Below are 24,415 nucleotides of genomic sequence, written 5' to 3'. Positions count from 1 at the left end.
TGCCGTGTTATTATCAAATCTTATTTTAATTTTTACTATGCAAACGGATTCTCTGTCGGATATGGAATGCTCTTCGGCTGGTTATAATTAATATCCTCCATCGGAACGCCTATGTATTTGAATACCTCAAACAATGATTTACCGTAATGTCCGAATGCAACTGCTCCGTGGTGAGGATAATTTTTCTGGATCAGCACGTGACGATAGAATCTTCCCATTTCTTTGATTGCAAATACACCGATTGCACCGAAGGACTTCGTCGCTACCGGAAGCACTTCCCCTTCTGCCACATAAGCGCGAAGCTGTGCATCCGCCGTAGACTGTAACCGGAAGAAAGTGATGTTGCCAGGAATAATATCTCCTTCCAGCGTACCGTTTGTCACTTCGATCGGAAGACTTCTTGCCATGATCTTCTGATATTTCATCTCATGGAAGGACAACTTGGAGGAGCAGGTATTACCGCAGTGGAAGCCCATGAAGGTATCTTTATGTGTATAATCATATTTGCCTTTGATCGCTTCCTCGTACATATCAGCCGGTACGGAATTGTTAATGTCAAGCAGTGTCACGGCATCTTCGCTGATACATGCGCCGATGAACTCGCTCAGGCAGCCGTAAATATCCACTTCACAGGATACCGGAATCCCCATGCCTGTCAGACGACTGTTTACATAACAGGGAACGAAACCGAACTGTGTCTGGAATGCCGGCCAGCATTTTCCGGCGATCGCAACATATTTTCTGTAACCTCTGTGCTCTTCGATCCAGTCAAGCAGAGTCAGTTCATACTGTGCAAGTTTCGGAAGCACTTCCGGTTTCTTATTGCCTGTGCCAAGTTCAGCTGCCATTTCTTCTACTTTAGCGGCAATACGGGGATCATCTGCATGTTTGTTGAAGGCTTCGAAAAGATCAAGCTCAGAATTTTCTTCAATCTCCACACCGAGATTATAGAGTTGCTTGATCGGCGCATTACATGCCAGGAAGTTGAGCGGCCTCGGACCAAAGCTGATAATCTTCAGTTCGGACAGTCCGACAAGCGCACGCGCTACCGGAAGAAATTCGTTCATCATATCTGCACATTCTTCTGCAGTTCCCACCGGATATTCCGGAATGTATGCCTGAATGTTGCGGAGTCTTAAATTATAGCTTGCATTTAACATACCGCAATATGCGTCGCCACGGCCGTCGGAAAGATCATTCTGGCTCTCCTCTGCTGCTGCGATAAACATTTTCGGTCCATCAAAGTGTTTTGCCAGTAATGTCTCGGAAATTTCAGGACCAAAGTTTCCAAGATATACGCACAATGCGTTGCAGCCTGCCTTTTTAATGTCTTCCAGCGCCTGTACCATGTGGATCTCACTCTCCACGATGCAAACTGGACATTCATAAATATCCTCCGCACCATATTTTGCCTGGTAAGCCTCGACAAGCGCTTTTCTTCTGTTTACAGAAAGACTTTCCGGGAAGCAGTCACGACTGACAGCCACGAGACCTAATTTGATTTTGGGAATGTTGTTCATTTCGTTTTTCCTCCTTGTTATATAATTTAGTTTTAATTATTTATTAAATGCTATACAGTAATATTTTCACCGATCAAACCGAGGAAGCTGCCTTCAGGAAGGCCTCCTTCCTTATGTCCGATCAGCCATTTGTTTGTTGCAGCCAGCAGCGCATCTTCTTTTCCTCCCTTGTGTTCATCAGATAAGGGATAATTCGTACCTTTCGGAAGTACGACAACGCCGCGGAATCCTCCTTCCTGCGCATTGCAGGGAGCATAATGAAGTGTAGTCGCAAAAAATTCCACACCTACGCCCTTGGGAATCAAAAATGCTTTTACTAAAGAAGTGTCATATGTATAATCTTCATTTAATTCTTCTTGTTTTCCTAACAATACGATCATATCGGTAGCGCCAATATTGATCTCAGAACCTCTGTGATACTCAAGCGCATTCAGCTTATGGTTGTTGCCATTGCAATATCCAATCTGAATCGGACTTTCTCCAAATCCCCGGCTCTTTAACTCTGCAAAGATTGCAAGCTCTTCCAGTTCTTTTACGGAAGGTTCATAGACAACATCATCTGCTGGAAGCGGCATTTCCTGCATTTTTCCGATAATTTCCGTGAAATCATAACCCTCAAGAAGCTGCCCGTATTTCCGGAATTCCGGGTCTGTCACTTTATAAATCTTCATTTTCTGCTCCTTTCTCACACCTCTTAATATTTAATCTTAATTTAATAAAATATTAAACAATTACATCAAACAATTCTTTACATGCCGGATAAATTTTTCTGAACTGCTGATACCTTGCTTCATACTTCTCCGCAAGTTCCGGTGTCGGCTCTATCGTATCGACAACCTTCACCAGTTTCTCAGCGATTTCTTCCACGCTGCCATATTCTCCACAAGCTACTGCCGCCAACATCGCACCGCCCATGGAAGGACCTTCTTCGCTTTCAAGTACATCCACTTTGATGTTCAGAACATTGGCAATGATCTTTTTCCAGAGAGGACTTTTGGCGCCGCCGCCGCAGATCTTTGTCCGCTCAATATGAATTCCCAGTTCTCTCGCTACTTCAAAAGAATCCCGAAGGGCAAATGCCACACCTTCAAGCACAGCCTGCGTCATATCGGCTCTTGACGTATCCATCGTCATACCAATAAACGTACCTCTTGCATTCGGATTGTTATGAGGAGAGCGCTCTCCCATCAGATAGGGCAGGAAAAATACTTTGTTCTCTCCAAGTTTATTGACCGCTTCCTGTTCCTGTGCATATTCCTTCGTGCCGATAATCTCATCCATCCACCACTTATTGCAAGAAGCAGCGCTGAGCATACAGCCCATCAGATGGTAGTGTCCGTCCGCATGTGCAAACGAATGAAGCGCGTTGAACTTATCCACACCAAAGTTTTTGGAGGATATAAATACGGTTCCGCTTGTGCCGAGAGAAATATTGCACATCCCATCGCCGACTGTGCCGGTACCTACGGCTGCCGCTGCATTGTCACCCGCACCTGCGGCTACTTTCACCTCTTTGCCAATGCCAAGTTCTTCTGCAATCTCTCCAAGTACCGTGCCCACTGTCTCGTAGCTCTCATAAATTTTCGCGAGCTGTTCTTCCTTTACGCCGCAGATCTCACACATTTCTTTTGACCAGCAGCGGTTTTTCACATCAAAGAGCAGCATACCGGAAGCATCCGAGACGTCTGTGCAATGTACGCCGGTCAGTTTATATGCAATATAGTCTTTGGGAAGCATAATCTTTTTGATCCTGGCAAAATTCTCGGGCTCTTTGTTTTTCACCCACAAAAGTTTGGGCGCCGTAAAACCGGTAAAGGAAATATTCGCCGTATATTTGGAAAGCGTCTCTTTCCCGATTTCATGATTCAGGTAATCGCATTCTTCATATGTCCTGCCATCATTCCAGAGAATCGCCGGGCGGATCACCTTGTCATTCTCGTCCAATATTACAAGTCCATGCATCTGTCCGCCAAAACTGATCCCTGCCACCTGACTTTTATCGGCCTGCGCAAGCAATTCCTTCATACCTGACATTGTCTGCGCATACCAATCTTCCGGATTCTGTTCAGACCAGCCCGGATGTGGGAAACATAATGGATATTCTTTGGAAACAATCTTCTGAATATTGCCCTTTTCATCCATCAGCAGCAATTTGACCGCCGATGTCCCCAGATCAATACCTACATACAGCATTTGATACCCTCCTTAATTCAACGATATACGCTTTTTACTATGTTTTCTCTATTTGCGTGCACGTGCACGTTTTCTTCATCATACATGGATTACTATGAAAAATCAATAGACTTTCCCTATTTCCATATTTTTCGGAAAAGTGCACGAATCTGCTGTTATTTTCTGCACTTTTCAAAGTCCTGTTTGGTAAAATTCACGAAATAACTGCTCTTATCTATCGTATGGGAAATGTCAGAACGATAGACCCGGCAGTTGACAGAACCCCCTGGTCATGCTACTTTGGTAAATAATAAACAGAACCTTATGTCAAGAGGTATCATATGGCTACGATAAAAGAAATTGCAGAAATTGCCGGTGTCTCCAGAGGTACCGTAGACCGGGTCCTTAATCACAGAGGCAGTGTCAACGCAAAAACTGCAGAAAAAATACTGCAAATTATAAAAGAACTCGATTATAAACCGAACAAGGCAGGACTTACTCTGGCTGCCCAGAAAAAGCGCCTGAAACTGGGAGTCATCCTTTACGGTAGCAGCAATCCTTTTTTTGAAGAAGTGATGAAAGGCGTCTGCTATCAACAGCAAAAACTTGCCAGCTATAACTGCACGATCGTTGTAAAGCAGATCTCTTACAACGCAGAAGAACAGTTAAAGGCAATTGAAGAACTTCTCACGCAACAGGTACACGGAATTGTACTCGCTCCTTATAATTCCTCTGCTATCGTAAAAAAGATCAATGAACTCTATGAAAACGGTATCCCGGTTGTCACCGTGAACACAGACATCGATCATTCCAGACGTATCGCTTACGTTGGAAGCAATTACTTCCTGTCAGGCGAAACAGCCGGCGGGCTGATGGGACTGATGACAAAAGGAGAAATCCACACGGGTGTTATTTTAGGAGATGAGCGGATCTTATGTCATACGGACAGAGCAGCCGGATTCCAGAGCTGTGTCCGCAAAAAATATCCCCATATCCATATCACCGCCGAAGTACAAAATCAGGACGATGAGACAGAGAGCTTTCTCGTGACACAAAAGCTGCTGCGGAAACACCCTGAAATTAACGCTCTCTACTTTGCCGCCGGAGGGGTGGATGGCGGCTGTAAGGCAGTCATTGCCGAAAACCGTCAGCATTCTTTGACTATTATCTCTCACGACAAGGTAGATACGACCCGCAGTTTCGTGAAGTCCGGTATCATCTCTGCTACGATATGCCAGCAACCTTTTGTTCAGGGATCAAAATCTCTGGATATTCTCTTTAACTATCTGGCTGCCGGAGAACTGCCGGAGACAGAACGCAATTATGTGGCAGTCGATATTCGCATTGCAGAAAATATATAATTCTGATTTAATTTATCTATTTTTGTCATAAATTGTTTTTATTTGTCAAAAACATACGTAATTAAAAATCGGGTGTTATGAATACTGACCGTATTCTCACACCCGATTTTTTATTCAGAAAATCTCTGAAAAATAATACAACAGCAAATAAACCATCATACTTAAAAAACCGACACAGAATAAAAATAATCCAAATGACATACTGCGCGTGACAACTGTGTTATATTCTCTCATCGTCTCATGAAGCATTGCCAGTTTATGTTCAAACCGCTTTTTGTATCCAGGCTTTTCTTCTCTGTGTATGGAAAGAAGATGTTTAATCCAATAGACAATATGATCCAGAGCAGAACCGATCAAATGGGTCACTTCCGTTCCTTCCGGCAGCTCATAGGGAAGCGGACTGTCTTTATAGATCGTTTTTCTCAGCATAACGATAACCGCATCGGGTATGGAATCCCCGATTCTGCAAAAGACAGCGCCCACAAAAGGCAGAATCCGTAAAATCAATGGCCTGTATATAAGATTTTCCAGATCCAGACTCTCCGAAAATCTGTTTTTATATACTCTCAATCCATTCTCACTGCGCTTCATCATATAGTTTCTGACAATCAGTCCATAGATTACTGCACCAATAAGCAGAGAAATACAAGCGCCTTTCAGATTGACAATGGAGAAATACGTTACCGGATGCACCTTCTCTTCAAAAAGCAAAAAACCCTGTCCCAAATCTGCCAGTCTGTCCATCGTCAGTCCGGGAACGATACCGAGCACTACGATCACCAGCGCACTGATGGTGAGAGCCGCTGCACTGGCAGCATTCATATACTTCCCTTTTAAGCCGTCATACAGTGTCTGTTTTCCCGGGTCCGCATTTTTTTCCACGAACACACAGACATATAATTTCGTCATATAAGCTACTGTGAGACCACCGCTGATCAGGAAGATCCATTCAATGATACTCATACCGCCTGCGCTGTAAAGCAAAGGAGACACCAGACCTTCTCCAAGCAATTCCCTGTATTCCACAATGCTCTCATGCAGCAAAGTCTTGCTCACATAGCCGTTAAAAAGCGGTACCCCGCCGATACCAAGCGATCCCGCGAGAAAAATCATATGAAACAATGGTTTATTACGCCCAAATCCCCGAATCTCATTCAAGTCCAGCTTATGCAGATTCATATAGATCACACCTGCCGCCATAAACAAAACCAACTTGATCAGAGAATGGTTTACCATATGGAGCAGACTTCCCCTCACTGCCAGTCCGTTCTCCTCCCCAAGCAAACCTGCCATACCAACTCCCACCATAATAAATCCGATCTGGGACAGAGAAGAACAGGCAAGTGTACGCTTGATATTGACAGAATACAGAGCCAATACCGCTCCAAGGAACATTGTAATCACACCGAGAGATAAGATCAGAGTCCCCCATGCGCCATTGTGCCAGAATATCCGGCAGCTTACGACTAAAATTCCAAAAATACCGGCTTTGGTGAGAATACCGGACAAGAGAGCAGACGCAGGTGCAGGCGCCACAGGATGTGCTTTTGGAAGCCAGATATGCAGAGGAAAAGCCCCTGCCTTTGCTCCAAACCCAAAGAGAAGACAAAGTCCCGCGGGCCAGAGCATTCCCGGATTGGAACACGCGATCGTTGCCACCCACAGCTTTTCAATCCGCAGCGTCCCCAATGTATGATATAACATGAACAGTCCCATCAGCATCACCATACCGCCGATCACAGCGATCGCCAGGTAAGTACCCGCCGCACGCATCGCTTCTTTCGTTTCATCATGCGCCACCCAGACATAGGATGTAAACGACATAATCTCAAAAAAGAGAAAGGTTGTATATAGATCCGCCGATAAAAAGACACCGATCGTCGCCCCGAGCGTAAATAAAACAAACATGTCATAGCGGTTTCTGTTACGATAATGTGTCAGATACTCTCTGGAAAAGACAGTCGTCATCATCCACATGAAAGCGGCAATCAGACCATAAGTAACCCGGAAACCGTCCAGAGAAAACGACAAACCCAGTCCACAGACCTCTTTCCATACAAACTCCTGCTGCCCCATCTGTGCAAAATTCAAAAACAAGCCAAGAAAAAGAAGAAATTCCGCAATCGTAATCCCGTCCGCACAGTAATCTCTTGCTTTCTTATTCACTCTGCCAACCGCATATGAGAGAAGCGCCCCCAGGAAGGGCAGCATCACACAGAATAGTAAAATCAGATTTCCTTCCATATCCACTCATCCCCCTCTAATAGACGCCTTCCGCAACCTTCATGAAAAATTCTACAACCGGTGCGGAATACAAACCAAAAACAACCATCGCCACAACAAAGAGACATAGAGGAAATACCATATACCAGTTTGGATCTTTCACCTCTTTGATCGTCTCATAGTCAAATTCCCCGGATGGGAAAAATACCCGGATCACAATCGTCAACATATAGATCGCGGTGAGCAGTGCCGAGATCAGTAGAGCTCCCACCCCTGCAAAGGCAAGAGGATTGTCACTGACTACCGCGGCATTGGCCAGATTCCATTTGCTGATAAAACCGCAAAGTCCCGGCACTCCCATGATCGCCAGAGAAGAAACGGTAAAGGCCCCGAACACCACCGGCATTTTACGGCCGAATCCGTCCAACTGGTGAATATAACTTCTGCCCGTCTGATACATCACAGAACCTGCACAGAAAAAAGCACATATTTTCATGACCGCATGGAATACCATATGTGTGAGCGCCCCGACCAGACCAAGAGGCGTCATCACTGTCACTCCAAACAGAATATAAGAGAGATTACTGATTGTGGAATAGGCAAGTCTTCTTTTAATATGAGTCTCTTTCACCGCTCTGCTGCAGCCATATACGATTGTCACAATCGCCGCCGTCATCACAACATCCTGTGCCCAAGTCCCCTGCAGAAATTCCGTTCCAAAACAGTAATATGTCATGCGGATGATAGCAAAAGCACCTGCCTTAACGACAGCCACCGCATGAAGCAGAGCCGTGACGGGAGTTGGCGCCACGCCGGCGTCCGGCAGCCAGGAGTTAAAGGGACAGAGGGCTGCTTTCACACCAAACCCGAAAAATGCCAATACATAGACAAGAAGCAGGATATTTGTTCTGTCTCCGATCCGCGCAGGATCCAGCGCTCCTCCCATTACAAAATCAGGGGACATACTGTATGCGATAATAAAGATCAATCCGACAAAACCAAAAGCCGCGCCGCCAAGTGAATAGTACAAATATTTGCGGCTGGCAAGTATTGCTTCCCGGGTCAATGTGTGCATAACAAGCGGCAATGTCACAAGCGTAAGCAGTTCATAAAAGAAATACATCGTCACCATGTCTTCCGCGAAGGCGATACCAAGCGTCACTCCATAAGTCATCGTATAAAACATGAAAAACACACGCTCATTCTTCTCATGCTTCATATATTCAAAGGAATACAACGTTGCCAACGGCCATAAGGTAGCCACCAAAGCGCCAAATACCATACTCATACCATCGACCTTAAAAGAAAGCGTCAGATCACCGGTAAATTTCACGATCGCGAAACTGTCCTCCGGTCGATGAGACAGCAATCCAAAGACTAATATAGTATTGATGATCACAAGCCCTTCGATCAGAACTTCCATATGTCTCCTGTTTTTAAATGGAAGGACAGGGACAGCAATGCCTGTCAGAAATGGAAGTAATACTACAATAAACATCATAACTGGTCTCATATCTATCCCCTCCTATCCTAACATTCCCTGTGTGGCTGTCACTATATATGACAAGACGGCGGAAGAACCGATTCCTGCAATCACAGACAATATGGTAAGTATTAAAACAGGAATTAACATATTGAGTTCCGGTTCATTCTTTTCGTGTTTCTCATAATTATAATCCTTACCCGGGAAAAATCCCCGATAGTGACAGGCAACAGATAACCTGCCGTCAGCAATGCACTGATCAGCAGTACAACAGGCCCAAACCAGGAAAAGAACGGAATTGCGCTGCCAAGCGCACCTGTCGCCAGATACCATTTACTTAAAAATCCTCCGGTTGGTGCAATTCCGATCAGACCAAGGGAGCACAATGTATAACACCACAGTAGCAACGGCATCTTTTTGCCGATTCCATTTATCTCGTCGACTCGCGTCTTACCAGTCTGATAGATGATCGCACCCACACATAAAAATAATCCTGATTTAATAAATGCGTGACAGAGAACATGGAGCATGGAACCGGTCAAAGCATTCTTCTGCATCAAGGCCAGTCCGAATAATATATAAGAAACCTGACTGACCGTGGAATATGCCAGGCGTTTTTTTAACAGCTTTTCCCGGTATGCCAACATGGAACCCATAAATACTGTAAAGAGAGTCAGACACAGACAAGCGGTCTGTACCCATGTTCCGCTCAAAAATGCAGTTCCAAACAAGAAATAGATCGTACGGACAATGCCCAGTACGCCGCCTTTTACAATAATCCCTGACAAAACGGCGGAAGCCGGCGCCGGCGCGACCGGATGTGCGGTTGGAAGCCATCCGTGCATCGGAAACATACCTGCCTTTACACCAAACCCAAGAATCATCAAAAATGCCACAAATAATAAAAATGGTTCTCTGCCAACTATTAATTCCTGATTTAATACTCCACCTGCCGTAAATGTAAGCGTATTGGAAAAACGATACAGAAAATAAATACCAAAGAGTACCATATACGCACCACAGAAAGAATAAAATAAATATTTCAGGCCGGCCATCACAGCTTCTTTTGACTTTGAATGTAACACAAGCGGCATGGATAGCAGCGTCATCAGCTCATAAAACATATAAAAAGTTACAATATTACCGGCAAAGTTCAGTGCCACCAAAATTCCATAAACAATCAGATAAAAACCAAAATACCGTTTCTCTTCCTTTTCATGTTTCATATACGTGAAGGAAAAGAAACCGGCACACAGCCAGACAATCGAGACTGCCACTACGAAAACGCGCCCCATTCCATCCAGTTTAAAATAGACTGGCAATGTCTTCGTCAGATAAAACAACGTGTATGTATCAATCTCGGAACATAGAATTGTAAAAACCGAAACTGTTGTTAAAATCAACGTAATTCCTGTCAAACCAAGCAGTAATTTCCTGTTTTTATCAGAAGGCAGGAAAAACAGGACAGTTCCAATTATAATCGGAAAAAATACAGGAAATATCAATGTAACTGACTCGTTCATGTTTTTCCCTCCTTACCCAAACATTTCCAGCCCTGTGCGGACTGCATCTACTACAGGCTGCGATAACATACCGAGCATGACCGTGACGACCACAAAGAGAACGATTGTCAGTGCATATATTTTCTCATTTTTCGTCTCAATCCCTTGAAAGGGGCACTTCGGATTCGGAGCATAGATGCGGATCACTGTTTTCATAAAATAGATGGCATTCAGTATCGTACTGATTCCCAGTGCAATCATGGTCGGCATCATTTTTCCTATATTATCGACTGCTGCCTGCGCAAACAGGAGCTTACTGACAAAGCCTGCAAAAACGGGAATACCTACCATCGACAGAGAACCGACGGTAAACCCTATACCTGCTGCCTTATTGCGGTATCCTGCCCCTGTCAGATCAAAGAAATTCCGGCTGAAACCGGACACATCTGTCAGACCGATCGCAGAGATAAAAAGCAGCGCCTTACCGGTTGCATGTGCGATAATATGATAAACACTTGCAACCATACCGGCTTCCGTGCCCAGTCCGATACCCATATAAATATAACCGATCTGCGCCACAGAAGAAAAGGCAATCATCCGGCGAATATCGTTCTCTTTGATCGCACTGAGAGAACCGACGATCATCGCCATCAAACCAAACACAAACAATACATTGATCACATGAAAATCACGAAATACTTCCACACCGATTACCCGATATATAATCTTAATCAGCAAAAAGATATATCCTTTTGACACAAGGCTTGAGAGGATTGCAGCCGAAGAGATCGTAGAATATCCATAGGCGTCCGGAAGCCAGGCATGAAAAGGAAATAATGCGCTCTTAATCGCCAGGCCGGTCACCATCAATGCAATCGTAACGACAAGAGGAATTGTGTATGTGCCATCCGCAATGATCTGATCGACTGATTGACGGATATTGGACATCAGCAGATGCCCCGTAAGATCATAAAGCATACAAAGTCCGATCAGCAGCATACCGGAGCCGACCAGACTCATAATCATATAACGGACGGCAGCCTCCAGAACACGCCCGATCTGACGGATCATAATCAGACCACAGGCTGCGATCGTATTGATCTCCACAAATACATAGGCGGTAAACAGGTCGTTCGTATAAATCAGTGCCAGCAAAGAACTGAGAAGCAGATTTACCAATATGTAATACAGATTATGCTTGCTCGCCTCCACCTCTTCATCGAGTTTCTTCTTGCCTCCCCACATACAAAGGAGCATGATGATACAGAAAAATAAAGCCATCGCGGCTTCCAGAACACCTGCTCGTATCTCGTTTCCCCACGGCGCAGGAAAATGTCCCATCATATAGACAAAGCTCTCACCTGTTCTGAGTTCATAATCAAGCAATATGGCGGACATGATGCCCACTGTCACGATCACCGCCGTATTTACCCATTTTGCGGCTTTTCCGGAAAGTATTGAACAGATCGTTCCGGAAAACAGAGAAAGCAAGATCGAAAAAAAAGGAATGTTACATACGAAGTCCATTTACTGTCCCTCCCTTTTCATCACCAGAGAAATCTGATCGAGATCGAGCGTATGATACCTGCGGTACAGACGGATCGTCAGCGATAACATCAATGCGGAGACCGAGACCGAAACAACGATACCCGTCAGCACAAGGCCGCTTGGAATCGGATTGATATAGGCTTCCACACTCTGTACACCATCGACGACGATCGGAGCCGCCCTGCCCGCGATATATCCCTTCTCTGCCAGAAACAGATAAATGGCACAGTCCATAATATTGAGACCAATAATCTTTTTAATCAGATTTTGCTGAAGCAGCAGATTCCCGAAACCAATGCCAAACAAAATGGTTGCCACTGCTTCTCCATAATTTACAAATAAATTGCTGCCCATCTTAAAAACCCCCCTTTCGGAACATCGCGTAAAAAGCATACATCGTGCAGGCAACAACCAGTCCCACCGCGATATTCAAAGGTAAAATCAGTCCACTGCTCAGGATAGCCCCCGGTGTTCCTTTGGGTATGATACTGTGCAGGTGATTTGCTCCCGTATAAAAAGAATAACTCTTGGCAACACAATAAAACGACAGGGAACCGAAACAGATCCACTTATAAGTCTTCTCTGTAAAAAACCGTTCCGTTTTCTGAAATCCAAACGCATTCAGATATAAGATCAGACCCGCGCCAATGATAGCGCCGCCGGAAAATCCGCCGCCGGGCCCCAGATGTCCGTTTAAAATTACATAAATACCAAAGATTATAATAATCGGCACTAAAATATAAGCTGCCATCTGCAGGATCGCATCATTTTTCGGTTCATAGATACGGTCATTGACTTCCGCTTCCTGTATCGAGATACCTTTTCCATCTTTTTTCTTCTTGTCCAGACGAAGAAGAATCAATACTGTCATTGTGGCTACGAATAATACATGAGATTCCCCCAATGTATCAAAAGCTCTGTAATCCAGAATCATACCGCTGACAATGTTAATCGCCCCGGTTTCCTGAAGTCCCTTTTCAATATAACGCTGCGCGACCTCATTATTGACCGGCCTTTGCGGCTCATTGGTCGGGGGCAGATAAGATACTGTCAGTAAAAGCAGATAAATCAGAATACAACAGAAAATTATACTTGCCACCTTATAACCGACTTCAAGACGCTTGATTTCTCTGTTTTTTACGGTTCCATATATTTTTGAAAAAAGACGCGTTCTCTCACGCACTCGCTCTTCCACTTCTTCTTCCGTCTCGCTGAATGGAATCTGCGGCTGCATTTCCACTTCTCCAAGATAAGGATCTTTCTCCCCGCTTAACCAACGGAAAAAATGATAAGCAAATGTCTTCTCATATTCCTTTTCCGTCTTCCTTCTGCTCATCGCTCTGCTCCTTTCCGTCTATTGCATGTATTTTCTTCAATGTAACGAAAAATAAAATACTGGTAACGCCGGCTCCCACTGCTGCCTCTGTGATCGCCAAATCCGGAGATTCCAAATTAACCCATATAATCGACATAATCAGACTAAAAGACATATAAATTAAAATAGAATTTAATAAATTCTTGGACAGACTGACAGAGATTGCACAGATAATCAAAAATCCCATTAATAAACAGGTAAATACGGTCATTTCTCCTCTACCTCCACGTACTCATCCAAATTTTCATTGGTCGTCACTTCCAGTCTGGAAATCAGATGAGAGGACACCGGAGACACACACCAGAGAAAAATGATAATCAGTAAAATTTTTAATGTAGTAAAATGAAATCCACTGATAATCATCAGTCCGATCAGACAGACACCAATCCCCAATGTATCTCCAATGGCGGCAGTATGCATTCTGTTCAGTACATAACGATAATGAAATACACCATACAGTTCAATCCCGAATATAACAATTCCTGTCAAAAGAAAGCAGGCGCCGATAATAAATCTGATCCATTCAAACATTGTGCTCCTCCTTTTTTCTCATCTTCTTTTCTCTGTATACACCCATATATACTTTAGTGATCACGATTACGGAAAGGAAACTGATCATAGCGTAGATCAGACAAATATCAATCAGATACCCTTCTTTCATTTTCATCGCCAATATGGAGATCATGACCATAACCATTGTTCCCATCATATTGACAGCCACGATGCGGTCAGCTACATGCGGCCCCAGGATTGCCCGGAGCAGACAGAGCATAAGCATAACAGCCAGGATAATCAATGCGCCAATATAGACAATATTCTGTACATTTGTCAACGTATCCATATTTCATTCACCTTCTCTAATTTTTCGAGTTCTTTAACAAAGATACAGTCCTCGAGACCTTCCGCCAGTGATTTATCCAGACAATGAACCTGCAGTTCATTTCCTTCCAGAGACACTGTGATCGTACCCGGTGTCAGCGTAATGGAATTCGCCAGAAGTACTCTCGTCGTCTTCGCTTTCAAATTTGTACGAAAACGTACGAGTACCGGTTCGATTTCCTCTTTTTCAGAAAACAGCAATTTCATCGTCGCAATATTGGCTTTCAGGATCTCAGTGATCAAAATAACAAAATACCGTAAAACCAGGATCAGATTCTTGCCGAGTATCATATCCTTATGTATGCTGAAATCCATAAATTTGCAGATAAATGCGTACATCAAAGCCGCTATCACGATGCCAAACAAAAAGATCTCCAATGTGAAATTACCATTGAAAATAATCCACATAATTAGAAAAACGAAAAACATAATAAATCCTCCGTGAAAAAGAGCCGTGCACCGGTGATAAAATCATCGGTGCATCAGCCCCCTATATTAACACTTTTTGAATCGCATTCTGCAAATCATTTTTAGAGACCGCACCTACAACAGATTCTTTCTTCTCCCCATTTTGAAAGAAAAGAAACGTGGGAATTGACATTACTTTATATTTAGCGGACGTTTCCGGATTTTCATCTACATTGATTTTACCAACTTTTATTTTTCCGCTATACTGTTCCGCTAATTCTTTTACAATCGGCGCCATCATCTTACAGGGACCACACCAGTCCGCATAGAAATCAACCAGAACGGGAATATCCGATTGTAATACCTCCTGTGTAAAATCCGCGTCTGTAAATTTGTATTCCATATTTTGTACCATCCTTTCTATTTTTTTACTTTTTTATTTATTATTGTTACCTGTAAATAATATATTTATAAATAGGATTTCCTGCAGAGGAGAATTTCTCTTCATATTCTGTCATCACATTTCCCCTCATCATCTCATGATCCGCATACAGGTCATGAGTAATCTTCTCCGCTCTCCATCCCGCAGGTTCCAATTCTCCTATGGCAAATTCAAACAATGCCTTGTTGTCTGTCTTAAATTCCAGTCTGCCGTCTTTTTTCAGAATCTTATCGTATCTGGCCAAAAATTCCCGCGACGGCAGCCTTCGCCTGGCATGTCTGTCTTTCGGCCATGGGTCGGAGAAATTCAAATATATTTTTGATACTTCTCCTTCTGCAAATATCTCTTCCAGGCCAGACGCATCCGCACATATGAATAAAAGATTGGGGAGCGTTTTGTTCTCTGTTTCCTGCAGTCTCTCCACTTTTTGCAATGCCCGCAGAAGCACGCTTGTATAGCGCTCAATGCCGACAAAATTTATATCAGGATTACGGGCTGCCAGCTCCATCAGGAACCTGCCTTTTCCCATTCCTACTTCGATATGAAGCGGATGATCATTCCTAAAAAGCTCTCTCCATGATCCTCTCCTTTTTTCCGCATCTTTGATAACGTATGGGCTATGATCAATCACATCCTGGGAACCGGGTATATTTCTTAAACGCATAATTTTCCTCACTTTACTGTATGTATTCTACAACACTTATTTTATAAAATCAAATACTGAAAGAACAATTTTTTGAAAAATGTAGGAAATGAATATTCTTTGTGATAAAATAAAAAAAACTTGTAAACATAATCACATGATTGTATAAGAGGGAATGATATATGACAGAAAATAATTCAATGCAGCTCACCTCGATTGCCTTACCTGTACCGGAGCTGAAAGCTCTGGATATTATCAACGGATATGAAGTCCGTCCCGGATTTTATGAGCAGAACGGAGCAACCGCTCTCTCAAACAGTTGTGTCAATTTTACGGTCCAGTCAAGAAGCGCCACTTCCTGTGAACTGCTTCTCTTTCACAAAGGCAGTCAGGAACCTTTTGCTGTCATCCCGTTTCCCGAGCACTATCGGATTGGTAACGTATATTCCATGATCGTATTTGGTCTGAAGATCGAAGAATTTGAATATGCTTATCGTATGGACGGTCCTTATGACCCGAAAAAAGGACTTATCTTTGACAAGACGCGCATCCTGCTCGATCCCTATGCCAAGGCGGTTGCCGGACAGAGCGACTGGGGTATGTCTTCCAACCAGAAGGGATATCGCGGAAGAGTAGTACGCAATAACTTTGACTGGGGCACAGAGAAGCAGTCATTTATTCCAATGAATGACCTTATCATCTACGAGCTTCATGTGAGGGGCTTTACGATGGATGAGTCTTCCGGCGTCACTTATCCCGGCACTTTCTCCGGACTGCGTGAAAAGATCCCTTATCTGAAAGATCTGGGTGTCAACGCCGTGGAACTGATGCCTATCTTCGAATTTGATGAGACTAGGGATAAGAGAACCGTAAACGGCAAGCAGTTACTTGACTATTGGGGTTACAATTCGGTCAGTTTCTTCGCTCCCAATACCAGTTATAATTCCAACAGAGAGTATAACCGTGAAGGTACGAAGTTAAAGGAACTGATCCGGGATCTGAAAACAAATGGAATCGAAGTGATCCTTGATGTCGTATTCAATCATACGGCAGAAGGCAATGAGCGGGGACCCTATATTTCTTTTAAGGGATTTGACAACAACATTTATTACATGTTGACGCCGGACGGTCATTACTATAATTTCAGCGGCTGCGGAAATACACTGAACTGTAATCATCCCGTCGTACAGCAGATGATTCTGGAGTGTCTGCGCTATTGGGTAACTGATTACCGCATTGATGGATTTCGTTTTGATCTGGCGACAATTTTAGGGCGCAACGAGGACGGATCTCCAATGAATAATCCTCCTCTCTTAAAACAACTGGCCTTTGATCCTATTCTCGGTTCGACGAAACTGATCGCGGAGGCCTGGGATGCAGGTGGGCTTTATCAGGTCGGCAGTTTTCCTTCCTGGAACCGCTGGGCAGAATGGAACGGAAAATACAGAGATTGTCTGCGAAATTATCTGAAGGGTGATATTTGGGCAGCCCCGGAAGCCGTACTGCGAATCATCGGTTCTCCTGATCTCTACGGAACTTATGGAGAAGAACACAATTCATCTGTCAACTTTATCACCTGCCATGACGGTTTTCCGCTCTATGATTTATATGCTTATAATCAAAAGCATAATGAAGAGAACGGCTGGAACAATACAGATGGCAGCGACGACAACAGAAGCTGGAACTGTGGTGTCGAAGGTGAGACTGACGATCCACAGATTATTGGACTGCGCAAGAAGATGATAAAAAACGCCTGTGCGGTACTGCTGTGCAGCCGTGGCACCCCAATGTTTCTGGCGGGAGATGAATTTGGCAATACACAGTTTGGCAATAATAATGCTTATTGCCAGGATAATATTATTTCCTGGCTGGACTGGAGTCTGCTTGAGAAGAATCATGACATCTATCGCTTTTTCAAATATATGATTGCTTTCCGTAAGGATCATCCGATCATCCGTAATGATCTGGAACCGTCCGGTACCGGCTACGACTTTATCAGCATCCACAATGGCGCTCCTGATTTCTCGGAGACAAATGAAAACACAAGAACTCTGGGAATCCTCTATACCGGATATAACAGAGAAAAACGAGAAGAAGATATTGTTTACTTTTGCATTAACGCTTACTGGGAGCCTTGCACGATCTATCTTCCGATACTTCCGGAAGGCTATTCCTGGAATTTAATGGTAGATACAGGCATTTCCAATGAAAAAGAACTCTTTTTTGACGTCAGTGACTGCCCGGGAGTTGAAAATGAATTTTTAATGAAAGATCGAAGTGTAGCTATTTTTACAGGAAGGAGCAAACGATGAATTATATCGTTTTTGATCTGGAATGGAACCAGAGCAGTTATCCCGAGGGGGAGATCAAAGAACTCCCCTTTGAGATTATCGAAATCGGCGCTGTAAAGCTCGATCATCAGAAACGCATGACAGACCGCTTCAGTGAACTGATACGTCCTCATGTATACAAAAAGATGCACAAAATTACCAGTAAACTCATTCATCTGCAGATAGATGAGTTGAAAAATGCAGATGATTTTGTCCATGTATCGAATCGTTTCCTCCAATGGTGCGGCGATGATATAATGTTTTGTACCTGGGGACCTCTGGATCTTACGCAGCTTCAACGCAATATGGCTTATTATCACATGGAACCGATTGCCAATGGTCCTCTTCGCTTTCTGGATGTCCAGAAACTTTTCAGCATTGTCTATGAAGATGGAAAATCACGTCGTGCTCTCGAATATGCGATTGATTATTTACAGGTAGAAAAAGATATTCCTTTTCACAGAGCGTTCAGTGACGCCTACTATACGGCTAAGATACTGGCAAAACTGGATACAGAAGCTGAAAAAAAAATATCATTTGATCTTTTTCACAAACCACGAAACCGAAAAGAAGAAATCCATATTGTTTTCGACGATTATTTCAAATATATTTCGCGGAAGTTTGCAGATAAGCAGGAAGCCTTGCGAGACCGTGAAGTATGCAGCACAAAATGTTATTATTGTCATAAAAACATTAAGCGGAAAGTACGTTGGTTCACGCCCAACGGGAAGCACTACTATAGTATTTCTCTTTGTGATAAACATGGCTATATGAAAGGAAAAATCCGCATACGAAAAGATGCGGATGAAGAAGGAATCTATGTTGTAAAAACTTTAAAATTTATTTCTGAGGATGATGTAAAAAAAATAAGAGAACGCCAGGATAAGGCAAGAGAGCTTCGGAAACAGAAGCGGATTCGTGCCAAATCTTCCTGACATCTCTATTTTGTAATTAAAAGTTAAAGTCATCAAATTCAGAACGAATTCTTTTTCTTTTTTTATGTCTGACTCTTTCTTTTCTTCTTTTTGCAAATTGATAATTGTCGATAATTGCTTTGATCACACAGAGGAGAATAAAGAATCCTGCGATACCAATGATCCAGGCTATGACTGTTCTTACATTGACAAATACGATCTTTTCTTTGGGTTTTGACGCATCCTCTTCCGTTTCCGGTTCAGATGCGTTTTCTTCATTTTCCAAAACATTTTGATTTTCAAAATCGAACGTATTTTCTATCTGTTCTTCAGCCAGTTCCACCGTAGCAGAACCAACCGGGATGCCATGATACGTATATTGAATCGACGCCACCGAGTTTGCTGAAACCGTATCATAGATCAATTCGGAATCCATATCATCAAACACGGCTGTAATCGGAATAACAACACTGTCAGTCGGGCTGATCGATAAGATCGGATTGGAAGCGCCAAATACATCATTTTCTGTCTGGAAAAAATCGTTGTTATCTACCGTATACTCTGTTTCATTTGCCGCAATATTTAACTTCTGAAAATTCGAAAATCCATACTCAAACAAACTGATCGTATCGTCAAACTGATGAGGAGACTCTTCTCTCATCACGACACAGATCAATTTCATGCCATCTTTTTCCGCACAACTGACAAGTGTCTGTCTGGAATCATTCGTGTAACCTGTCTTACTGCCAACAATATAATCGTAATTATATTTTCCTCCAGGAAACAACAATTTATTATGGGTGTTGATAATCAGATCATCATCCGGCTGTGTCGGTGACTGCGGAATCTGATAGGTTGGAGTTGATGACATCTTACACAACAGTTCATTGTCAAAAAATTTCTGCGCGATCAACGCCAGATCATATGGACAAGTATAATGATTCTCATCATGCAGTCCGTTCGTAGTCACAAAATTAGAATTTTCGCATCCCAGCTCTTTTGCCCGTTCATTCATCAAAGATGCAAAATCTTCCATCGTGCCGCTCACATGCTCCGCAAGTGCATTCGCCGCTTCATTTGCCGAACCGACCAGAATCCCATACAGACACTGTTCGACTGTAATCTGTTCTCCGACATCCAGACCGACATTGGAACTGTCTCTCGGTATACTGAATACCGCCTCTTTTGACATGGTAATTGTTTCATCCATCTGACAGTTTTCCACACCGATCAGACAAGTCAATATTTTAGTCACACTCGCAGGATACAGATGTTCATAAATATTTTTCTCATAAAGAATGGTTCCTGTCTCTGCTTCCATCAAAATAGCACCCTGAGCTCCCACTGCTGGTCCATCGGGCCATTCTTCATAACTGTTAGAAGCGATCGGAAGCGCTTTTCTCGCCTCCTCCTCTGCCGCATAGTCTGTGGCATTGGAAACAAAACTGCTGGATATGCTTACATGCGCAGCAAGCAAAATACCCATTCCCAAACAAAAAACTCGTTTTTTACATTTTTTCATATAAAACTCCCAATATGCTCCTGTCTGTCATTGAGAAGAGAAATTTTCTCTGTGTATGAAACTAAATGCCGCAACCTCTGAAAGTTACGGCACTACAGCGTTCCCGAGCGGATTCGAACCGCTGGCCTTCCGCTTAGGAGGCGGACGCTCTATCCTGCTGAGCTACGGAAACAATTATTTATGCTAGATTAGTTTAGCATAAATACAAAATATTGGCAAGCGATTCACCAAATTTATCCTTCCGGAAAATTAATATAACCCTGCATCCAGATCACTCCTTTAAATCTCCGACCTGCTTCCGGCTCTCCCAAAAGATCAGCCTCATTGATACAGAGATCGAATATAAGTTCGTTACAGTTGATCGTCATATGATAAATGTTCTCATTTGTTATATAATTCTGTATTTTATTGCAATTCATGATCTCTCCGAGGATTGAGTACTGGTCGCACTCTACCCCATAAGGCATAAAATAAGTATCTACAATACTGAACACATCTTCCTTACGAATCTTTTTGGAGATGACTGTGTAAGTATCCATATCTTCCAGAGTGAGGTTTTCAATCGCTTCTTCATCGCCTTTTCGGGCAGCCTCAATCAAATGACTTCTCTGCCTGGAAACTTTTCTTACCTTTTTTTTCTCATTCTCATTTTTGATGATTGACATAATAATTGTGCCATGGCAGGAAAGTGCAGACAACGTCAAAGTAGTTCCTTTTGCCGGTAATTTTCTCTTCTCCTTGTATTTCAAATAAGAGATAATATTTTGAAAATAGAAGATCAGGGAAACCCCAACTCTCAAATCATCACAGATACCGGCATAGGACTCTTTTTCCGCATGACGCTCAATCGATATATCTTCTTCCGAGCTGATATAATTGCCACGGAGAAAGGGATAATAATAATTGTAGATATAATTATTATTTTCATCAAATTCTCCACGAACAGCAATACCAATCCCTTCGGCAAATTCTTTGCAGCATTCCATAAAAACAAAGTCCTCATGATCAGGCAGAGAGATATAATCTCTCTGCTTTGCACTGCGGATACATTCTGTGATCAAAATTTGCAACTGCTTTCTGTTTTTTATCTGGCTAAATCCGATAGCACGTAAATATTTATGCAAGGAATTCACCTCATTTCAACTTTCTTTTTTTATATATCGGTCATCTTGACAAATTACCTGATCTCTGTCTGTCCTCCCATGTAGGGCTGTAAAACAGCAGGGATTTTGACCGAACCATCTTCCTGAAGATTATTTTCCAAAAATGCAATTAACATTCTCGGAGGTGCGACTACCGTATTATTTAATGTATGAGCAAAATATTTTCCTTTTTCTCCATTGACACGAATTTTTAATCTTCTCGCCTGAGCATCTCCCAAATTGGAGCAACTTCCTACTTCAAAATACTTTTGCTGTCGGGGAGACCATGCTTCCACATCATAAGACTTCACTTTCAAATCAGCCAGATCGCCGGAACAGCATTCCAGTGTTCTCACAGGAATATCGAGAGAGCGGAACAGATCGACCGTATTCTGCCACAATTTTTCGAACCACATCGAAGATTCTTCTGGTTTACAGACAACAATCATCTCCTGTTTTTCAAACTGGTGGATGCGATAGACACCTCTCTCCTCCAGTCCATGAGCTCCCTTTTCTTTTCTGAAACAAGGAGAATAACTTGTAAGTGTCTGTGGGAGATTTTCTTCTGCGATAATCGTATCGATAAATTTTCCGATCATGGAATGCTCACTCGTACCAATTAAGTATAAATCTTCTCCTTCTATTTTATACATCATGGCATCCATTTCAGCAAAGCTCATGACACCGGTCACTACATTGCTGCGAATCATAAAAGGGGGAACACAATACGTAAATCCTCTGCCGATCATAAAATCTCTTGCATAAGCGATCACTGCGGAATGAAGTCTCGCAATATCTCCCATCAGATAATAAAAACCATTACCGGCTACTTTTCTTGCACTGTCAAGATCAATTCCACGCAGCCCCTCCATAATATCCGTATGGTAGGGAATCTCAAAATCAGGAATCACCGGTTCCCCATATTTTGTTACTTCCACATTTTCCGTATCATTTTTACCAATCGGAACACTGGGATCAATGATATTGGGAATTGTCATCATTATTTTTGTAATCTTGTCCTGTAACTCTTTTTCTTTTTCTTCCAATTCTGAAAGACGTTTTGCGCCGGCAGCAACTTCCGCTTTTTTGGCCTCTGCCTCCTCTTTTTTGCCCTGTGCCATCAGACCACCGATCTGTTTGGAAATCTTATTACGATTAGCACGCAAATCATCCGCATCTTTCTGAGTCCTTCTACTCTCTTCATCCAGGGCGATCACTTCATCAACTAACGCCAGCTTTTCATCCTGAAATTTCTTTTTTATGTTATCTTTTACAATCTGCGGATTTTCTCTTAAAAATTTAATGTCTATCATCTGATTTGACCCCTTTCGTCTCTTATCGTTTAATCGTTAATTACTTCTTCAATAAAAACAGAATTTTCCTTCAGCAGATCAACTGTATTATCTTTGCAGATGTCTCTGCCGTATCTGTCAATCACAATACGTAGCACCGGTCTCTCCGGAAATCCTTTGTTCTGCCTGATAACTATACCTATTTCACCTTTATTTGTCAATACATGACTGCCAACCGGATATGCTGCAACAACCTTTAAAAATTCATTTACTATTTTAGCATCAAATTTAACATTTCTAAAGCATTTTAAGTATTCAATAGCTTTATGGACTTTAGAATATTCAAAACCAATTCCACTAACCATCTCATCAAACACATCACAGACGATTGCGATTGCAATCGGTTCAGAAACTTTCTTTTTACGAAACGGATAGCCTGTCCCATCCATACGCTCATGATGATATAAAATAATATCCTTACTGACCATATGCAGCCAGTTCTCATTTTCAACTGAAGAATATCCATAAATAGAATGTTTTTTATATTCAGCCCTCTGATTCTCCGGCATATTGGACAAACTTATATTGTGATACTTGATAGACATAAATCTGAGCCCTATATCATGCAAAAGACAACCCACACCGATTGCATGAACGATTTCGTTATTATAATTCAGACGCAAACTTAATATCATAGAAAGTGTACAACAATTAAGCGAATGTTCGTATAAATCTTCACTCTTTTGTTTCATTTCTATTAACTCTTCAACAATTTTCCTCTCTTTCAATATGTTGTCCATAATACCATGTGCTGTCCCACTCAATTTTTGCAGGTTATTATTTTTTGAGTAGATATGTTTCTCCAGCACACTCTTTACCTGCGTCTTAAAGTAATCTGCGGCTTCCTTTCTCGCCTTTTCAATGTCTCTGTTCAGTATATCTTTTTCTTCATAAATATAAACATAGGAAATATTAAGCTGTTCAAAATTTTCTATATACTCTTTTTGTAATACTGTTCCCTCTGATAACAAAATCTGATAAGAAGATGTCATAATAGGATTGGCTAGTATTTCACCACCCCTAATATCATAGATACTGTATTTTTTCATACTTACTTTCCTATTCTTCTCCGATTGCGATCCTCAATGCTCTTTCTTCTTCTTCTCCAAGTGATATATCACATTTTCCACCATGGATTTCTTTTGTATAAGAATAGCACCCGTCGCTGCTGTGTACTGTATTGATAATAAAACCATCATCTCTTTTATTCAACAACGCCAGACTAAAGCTCATCTTCCCTCCCATTTGCTGAAATGCATCGTATTTTACAATTCCCGATTTTTGATATGTGTCTTCCATATTATGGGATAATTTGCGAATTTCTTTTTTATTTTTGTCTGCCGCTGCTTTTAGAGCATTGTTTATCTCAAAAATACTTGCTATTTTTTCCTCCAGACTCTTGGCATCTTTTCCTCCCATAAATTTTTCATATTTCTTTTTTAACTTAGATAACTTTACCATCTGTACAATGATCAATATAAACATCACCAAAATAATGCCGATCATCCCAATAAAAATATAAGCAATATCAAGAAAACCAAGACCCATACTTTCTAATAGTGCACTAGACATAATTCTCCTCCGTATACTTCTTTCTGT

Annotated in this window: 23 protein-coding genes and 1 tRNA gene; 3 read left to right on the top strand and 21 right to left on the bottom strand. The window is 42.3% G+C overall.

The window, feature by feature from the left end; all coding sequences use genetic code 11:
- Window positions 1-35: 35 nt before the first annotated feature.
- Genes V1224_15680 through xylB form a run of 3 tightly spaced genes read right to left on the bottom strand, consistent with a single transcriptional unit; the run spans window position 36 to window position 3,713 of the window.
- The gene (locus V1224_15680; protein ID WWR15885.1) at window positions 36-1,520 is read right to left on the bottom strand and encodes an L-fucose/L-arabinose isomerase family protein; all 1,485 of its coding nucleotides are present in this window, start codon (window positions 1,518-1,520) and stop codon (window positions 36-38) included.
- 50 nt (window positions 1,521-1,570) lie between these two features.
- Entirely contained in the window at window positions 1,571-2,191 is a 621-nt protein-coding gene (locus V1224_15675; GenBank protein ID WWR15884.1) for a DUF4867 family protein, read from the bottom strand.
- 52 nt (window positions 2,192-2,243) lie between these two features.
- Complete coding sequence (gene xylB, locus V1224_15670; protein WWR15883.1) at window positions 2,244-3,713, bottom strand: xylulokinase; 1,470 nt, start codon at window positions 3,711-3,713, stop codon at window positions 2,244-2,246.
- A gap of 320 nt (window positions 3,714-4,033) precedes the next feature.
- Here xylB and V1224_15665 point away from each other — a divergent pair, with 320 nt between their 5' ends.
- Window positions 4,034-5,053 (top strand): LacI family DNA-binding transcriptional regulator, encoded by a 1,020-nt coding sequence (locus V1224_15665; GenBank protein WWR15882.1) that lies wholly within the window; start codon window positions 4,034-4,036, stop codon window positions 5,051-5,053.
- A 114-nt stretch (window positions 5,054-5,167) separates the two neighbouring features.
- Here V1224_15665 and V1224_15660 read toward each other — a convergent pair whose 3' ends face one another.
- From V1224_15660 to trmB, 12 genes are all read right to left on the bottom strand, one after another.
- Window positions 5,168-7,297 carry a proton-conducting transporter membrane subunit gene (locus V1224_15660; GenBank protein ID WWR15881.1) on the bottom strand — a complete coding sequence of 710 codons (2,130 nt, stop codon included), beginning with the start codon at window positions 7,295-7,297 and terminating at the stop codon, window positions 5,168-5,170.
- 16 nt (window positions 7,298-7,313) lie between these two features.
- The gene (locus tag V1224_15655; GenBank protein WWR15880.1) at window positions 7,314-8,789 is read right to left on the bottom strand and encodes a proton-conducting transporter membrane subunit; all 1,476 of its coding nucleotides are present in this window, start codon (window positions 8,787-8,789) and stop codon (window positions 7,314-7,316) included.
- A gap of 113 nt (window positions 8,790-8,902) precedes the next feature.
- Window positions 8,903-10,282, bottom strand: coding sequence for a proton-conducting transporter membrane subunit (locus V1224_15650; GenBank protein ID WWR15879.1), 1,380 nt, complete (start codon window positions 10,280-10,282; stop codon window positions 8,903-8,905).
- Window positions 10,283-10,294: 12 nt separating this feature from the next.
- Window positions 10,295-11,788 carry a proton-conducting transporter membrane subunit gene (locus V1224_15645; GenBank protein WWR15878.1) on the bottom strand — a complete coding sequence of 498 codons (1,494 nt, stop codon included), beginning with the start codon at window positions 11,786-11,788 and terminating at the stop codon, window positions 10,295-10,297.
- On the bottom strand, window positions 11,789-12,163 hold the full coding sequence (locus V1224_15640) for a cation:proton antiporter subunit C (GenBank protein WWR15877.1): 375 nt from the start codon (window positions 12,161-12,163) through the stop codon (window positions 11,789-11,791).
- A gap of 1 nt (window position 12,164) precedes the next feature.
- On the bottom strand, window positions 12,165-13,145 hold the full coding sequence (gene mbhE / locus V1224_15635) for a hydrogen gas-evolving membrane-bound hydrogenase subunit E (GenBank protein ID WWR15876.1): 981 nt from the start codon (window positions 13,143-13,145) through the stop codon (window positions 12,165-12,167).
- Window positions 13,114-13,395, bottom strand: coding sequence for a hydrogenase subunit MbhD domain-containing protein (locus V1224_15630; GenBank protein ID WWR15875.1), 282 nt, complete (start codon window positions 13,393-13,395; stop codon window positions 13,114-13,116). The genes mbhE and V1224_15630 overlap by 32 nt, the downstream gene beginning before the upstream one ends.
- A complete protein-coding gene (locus tag V1224_15625) occupies window positions 13,392-13,715 on the bottom strand; it encodes a monovalent cation/H(+) antiporter subunit G (GenBank protein ID WWR15874.1) in 324 nt (107 codons plus the stop codon). Before V1224_15625 ends, V1224_15630 begins: the two co-directional genes overlap by 4 nt.
- Window positions 13,708-14,025 (bottom strand): monovalent cation/H+ antiporter complex subunit F, encoded by a 318-nt coding sequence (locus V1224_15620; GenBank protein WWR15873.1) that lies wholly within the window; start codon window positions 14,023-14,025, stop codon window positions 13,708-13,710. The genes V1224_15625 and V1224_15620 overlap by 8 nt, the downstream gene beginning before the upstream one ends.
- On the bottom strand, window positions 14,013-14,492 hold the full coding sequence (locus V1224_15615) for a Na+/H+ antiporter subunit E (GenBank protein ID WWR15872.1): 480 nt from the start codon (window positions 14,490-14,492) through the stop codon (window positions 14,013-14,015). Before V1224_15615 ends, V1224_15620 begins: the two co-directional genes overlap by 13 nt.
- Before the next feature lie 61 nt (window positions 14,493-14,553).
- Window positions 14,554-14,874, bottom strand: coding sequence for a thioredoxin (gene trxA, locus V1224_15610; protein ID WWR15871.1), 321 nt, complete (start codon window positions 14,872-14,874; stop codon window positions 14,554-14,556).
- Window positions 14,875-14,920: 46 nt separating this feature from the next.
- Window positions 14,921-15,577: a tRNA (guanosine(46)-N7)-methyltransferase TrmB gene (gene trmB / locus V1224_15605; GenBank protein ID WWR15870.1), complete on the bottom strand. Its 657-nt coding sequence runs from the start codon at window positions 15,575-15,577 to the stop codon at window positions 14,921-14,923.
- 161 nt (window positions 15,578-15,738) lie between these two features.
- Here trmB and V1224_15600 point away from each other — a divergent pair, with 161 nt between their 5' ends.
- The gene (locus tag V1224_15600) at window positions 15,739-17,868 is read left to right on the top strand and encodes an alpha-amylase family glycosyl hydrolase (GenBank protein ID WWR15869.1); all 2,130 of its coding nucleotides are present in this window, start codon (window positions 15,739-15,741) and stop codon (window positions 17,866-17,868) included.
- Window positions 17,865-18,821: a 3'-5' exonuclease gene (locus V1224_15595; GenBank protein WWR15868.1), complete on the top strand. Its 957-nt coding sequence runs from the start codon at window positions 17,865-17,867 to the stop codon at window positions 18,819-18,821. Before V1224_15600 ends, V1224_15595 begins: the two co-directional genes overlap by 4 nt.
- A 16-nt stretch (window positions 18,822-18,837) precedes the next feature.
- Here the strand turns inward: V1224_15595 and V1224_15590 are convergent, their stop codons facing one another.
- From V1224_15590 to V1224_15565, 6 genes are all read right to left on the bottom strand, one after another.
- A complete protein-coding gene (locus V1224_15590; protein WWR15867.1) occupies window positions 18,838-20,322 on the bottom strand; it encodes a D-alanyl-D-alanine carboxypeptidase family protein in 1,485 nt (494 codons plus the stop codon).
- A 98-nt stretch (window positions 20,323-20,420) separates the two neighbouring features.
- Window positions 20,421-20,494, bottom strand: a tRNA-Arg gene (locus tag V1224_15585).
- Between the two features lie 61 nt (window positions 20,495-20,555).
- Window positions 20,556-21,455, bottom strand: coding sequence for a DUF3881 family protein (locus V1224_15580; protein ID WWR15866.1), 900 nt, complete (start codon window positions 21,453-21,455; stop codon window positions 20,556-20,558).
- A 44-nt stretch (window positions 21,456-21,499) separates the two neighbouring features.
- Window positions 21,500-22,777: a serine--tRNA ligase gene (serS, locus tag V1224_15575; GenBank protein ID WWR15865.1), complete on the bottom strand. Its 1,278-nt coding sequence runs from the start codon at window positions 22,775-22,777 to the stop codon at window positions 21,500-21,502.
- A gap of 29 nt (window positions 22,778-22,806) precedes the next feature.
- Entirely contained in the window at window positions 22,807-23,865 is a 1,059-nt protein-coding gene (locus tag V1224_15570; GenBank protein ID WWR15864.1) for an HD domain-containing phosphohydrolase, read from the bottom strand.
- Window positions 23,866-23,875: 10 nt separating this feature from the next.
- The gene (locus tag V1224_15565; GenBank protein WWR15863.1) at window positions 23,876-24,388 is read right to left on the bottom strand and encodes a DUF4446 family protein; all 513 of its coding nucleotides are present in this window, start codon (window positions 24,386-24,388) and stop codon (window positions 23,876-23,878) included.
- Window positions 24,389-24,415: the final 27 nt, after the last annotated feature.

The sequence above is a fragment of the Lachnospiraceae bacterium JLR.KK008 genome (assembly GCA_037015955.1).
Lineage (GTDB): Bacteria > Bacillota > Clostridia > Lachnospirales > Lachnospiraceae > VSOB01.
Note: the sequence above shows the minus strand (reverse complement) of the source record. Positions and strands in the feature narration are given on the sequence as shown.

What these genes read in the sequence shown, in the direction of transcription:
- V1224_15680 (WWR15885.1), bottom strand. Translation starts at nt 1,520, where the DNA reads ATGAACAACATTCCCAAAATCAAATTAGGTCTCGTGGCTGTCAGTCGT.
- V1224_15675 (WWR15884.1), bottom strand. Translation starts at nt 2,191, where the DNA reads ATGAAGATTTATAAAGTGACAGACCCGGAATTCCGGAAATACGGGCAG.
- xylB (WWR15883.1), bottom strand. Translation starts at nt 3,713, where the DNA reads ATGCTGTATGTAGGTATTGATCTGGGGACATCGGCGGTCAAATTGCTG.
- V1224_15665 (WWR15882.1), top strand. Translation starts at nt 4,034, where the DNA reads ATGGCTACGATAAAAGAAATTGCAGAAATTGCCGGTGTCTCCAGAGGT.
- V1224_15660 (WWR15881.1), bottom strand. Translation starts at nt 7,297, where the DNA reads ATGGAAGGAAATCTGATTTTACTATTCTGTGTGATGCTGCCCTTCCTG.
- V1224_15655 (WWR15880.1), bottom strand. Translation starts at nt 8,789, where the DNA reads ATGAGACCAGTTATGATGTTTATTGTAGTATTACTTCCATTTCTGACA.
- V1224_15650 (WWR15879.1), bottom strand. Translation starts at nt 10,282, where the DNA reads ATGAACGAGTCAGTTACATTGATATTTCCTGTATTTTTTCCGATTATA.
- V1224_15645 (WWR15878.1), bottom strand. Translation starts at nt 11,788, where the DNA reads ATGGACTTCGTATGTAACATTCCTTTTTTTTCGATCTTGCTTTCTCTG.
- V1224_15640 (WWR15877.1), bottom strand. Translation starts at nt 12,163, where the DNA reads ATGGGCAGCAATTTATTTGTAAATTATGGAGAAGCAGTGGCAACCATT.
- mbhE (WWR15876.1), bottom strand. Translation starts at nt 13,145, where the DNA reads ATGAGCAGAAGGAAGACGGAAAAGGAATATGAGAAGACATTTGCTTAT.
- V1224_15630 (WWR15875.1), bottom strand. Translation starts at nt 13,395, where the DNA reads ATGACCGTATTTACCTGTTTATTAATGGGATTTTTGATTATCTGTGCA.
- V1224_15625 (WWR15874.1), bottom strand. Translation starts at nt 13,715, where the DNA reads ATGTTTGAATGGATCAGATTTATTATCGGCGCCTGCTTTCTTTTGACA.
- V1224_15620 (WWR15873.1), bottom strand. Translation starts at nt 14,025, where the DNA reads ATGGATACGTTGACAAATGTACAGAATATTGTCTATATTGGCGCATTG.
- V1224_15615 (WWR15872.1), bottom strand. Translation starts at nt 14,492, where the DNA reads ATGTTTTTCGTTTTTCTAATTATGTGGATTATTTTCAATGGTAATTTC.
- trxA (WWR15871.1), bottom strand. Translation starts at nt 14,874, where the DNA reads ATGGAATACAAATTTACAGACGCGGATTTTACACAGGAGGTATTACAA.
- trmB (WWR15870.1), bottom strand. Translation starts at nt 15,577, where the DNA reads ATGCGTTTAAGAAATATACCCGGTTCCCAGGATGTGATTGATCATAGC.
- V1224_15600 (WWR15869.1), top strand. Translation starts at nt 15,739, where the DNA reads ATGACAGAAAATAATTCAATGCAGCTCACCTCGATTGCCTTACCTGTA.
- V1224_15595 (WWR15868.1), top strand. Translation starts at nt 17,865, where the DNA reads ATGAATTATATCGTTTTTGATCTGGAATGGAACCAGAGCAGTTATCCC.
- V1224_15590 (WWR15867.1), bottom strand. Translation starts at nt 20,322, where the DNA reads ATGAAAAAATGTAAAAAACGAGTTTTTTGTTTGGGAATGGGTATTTTG.
- serS (WWR15865.1), bottom strand. Translation starts at nt 22,777, where the DNA reads ATGATAGACATTAAATTTTTAAGAGAAAATCCGCAGATTGTAAAAGAT.
- V1224_15570 (WWR15864.1), bottom strand. Translation starts at nt 23,865, where the DNA reads ATGAAAAAATACAGTATCTATGATATTAGGGGTGGTGAAATACTAGCC.
- V1224_15565 (WWR15863.1), bottom strand. Translation starts at nt 24,388, where the DNA reads ATGTCTAGTGCACTATTAGAAAGTATGGGTCTTGGTTTTCTTGATATT.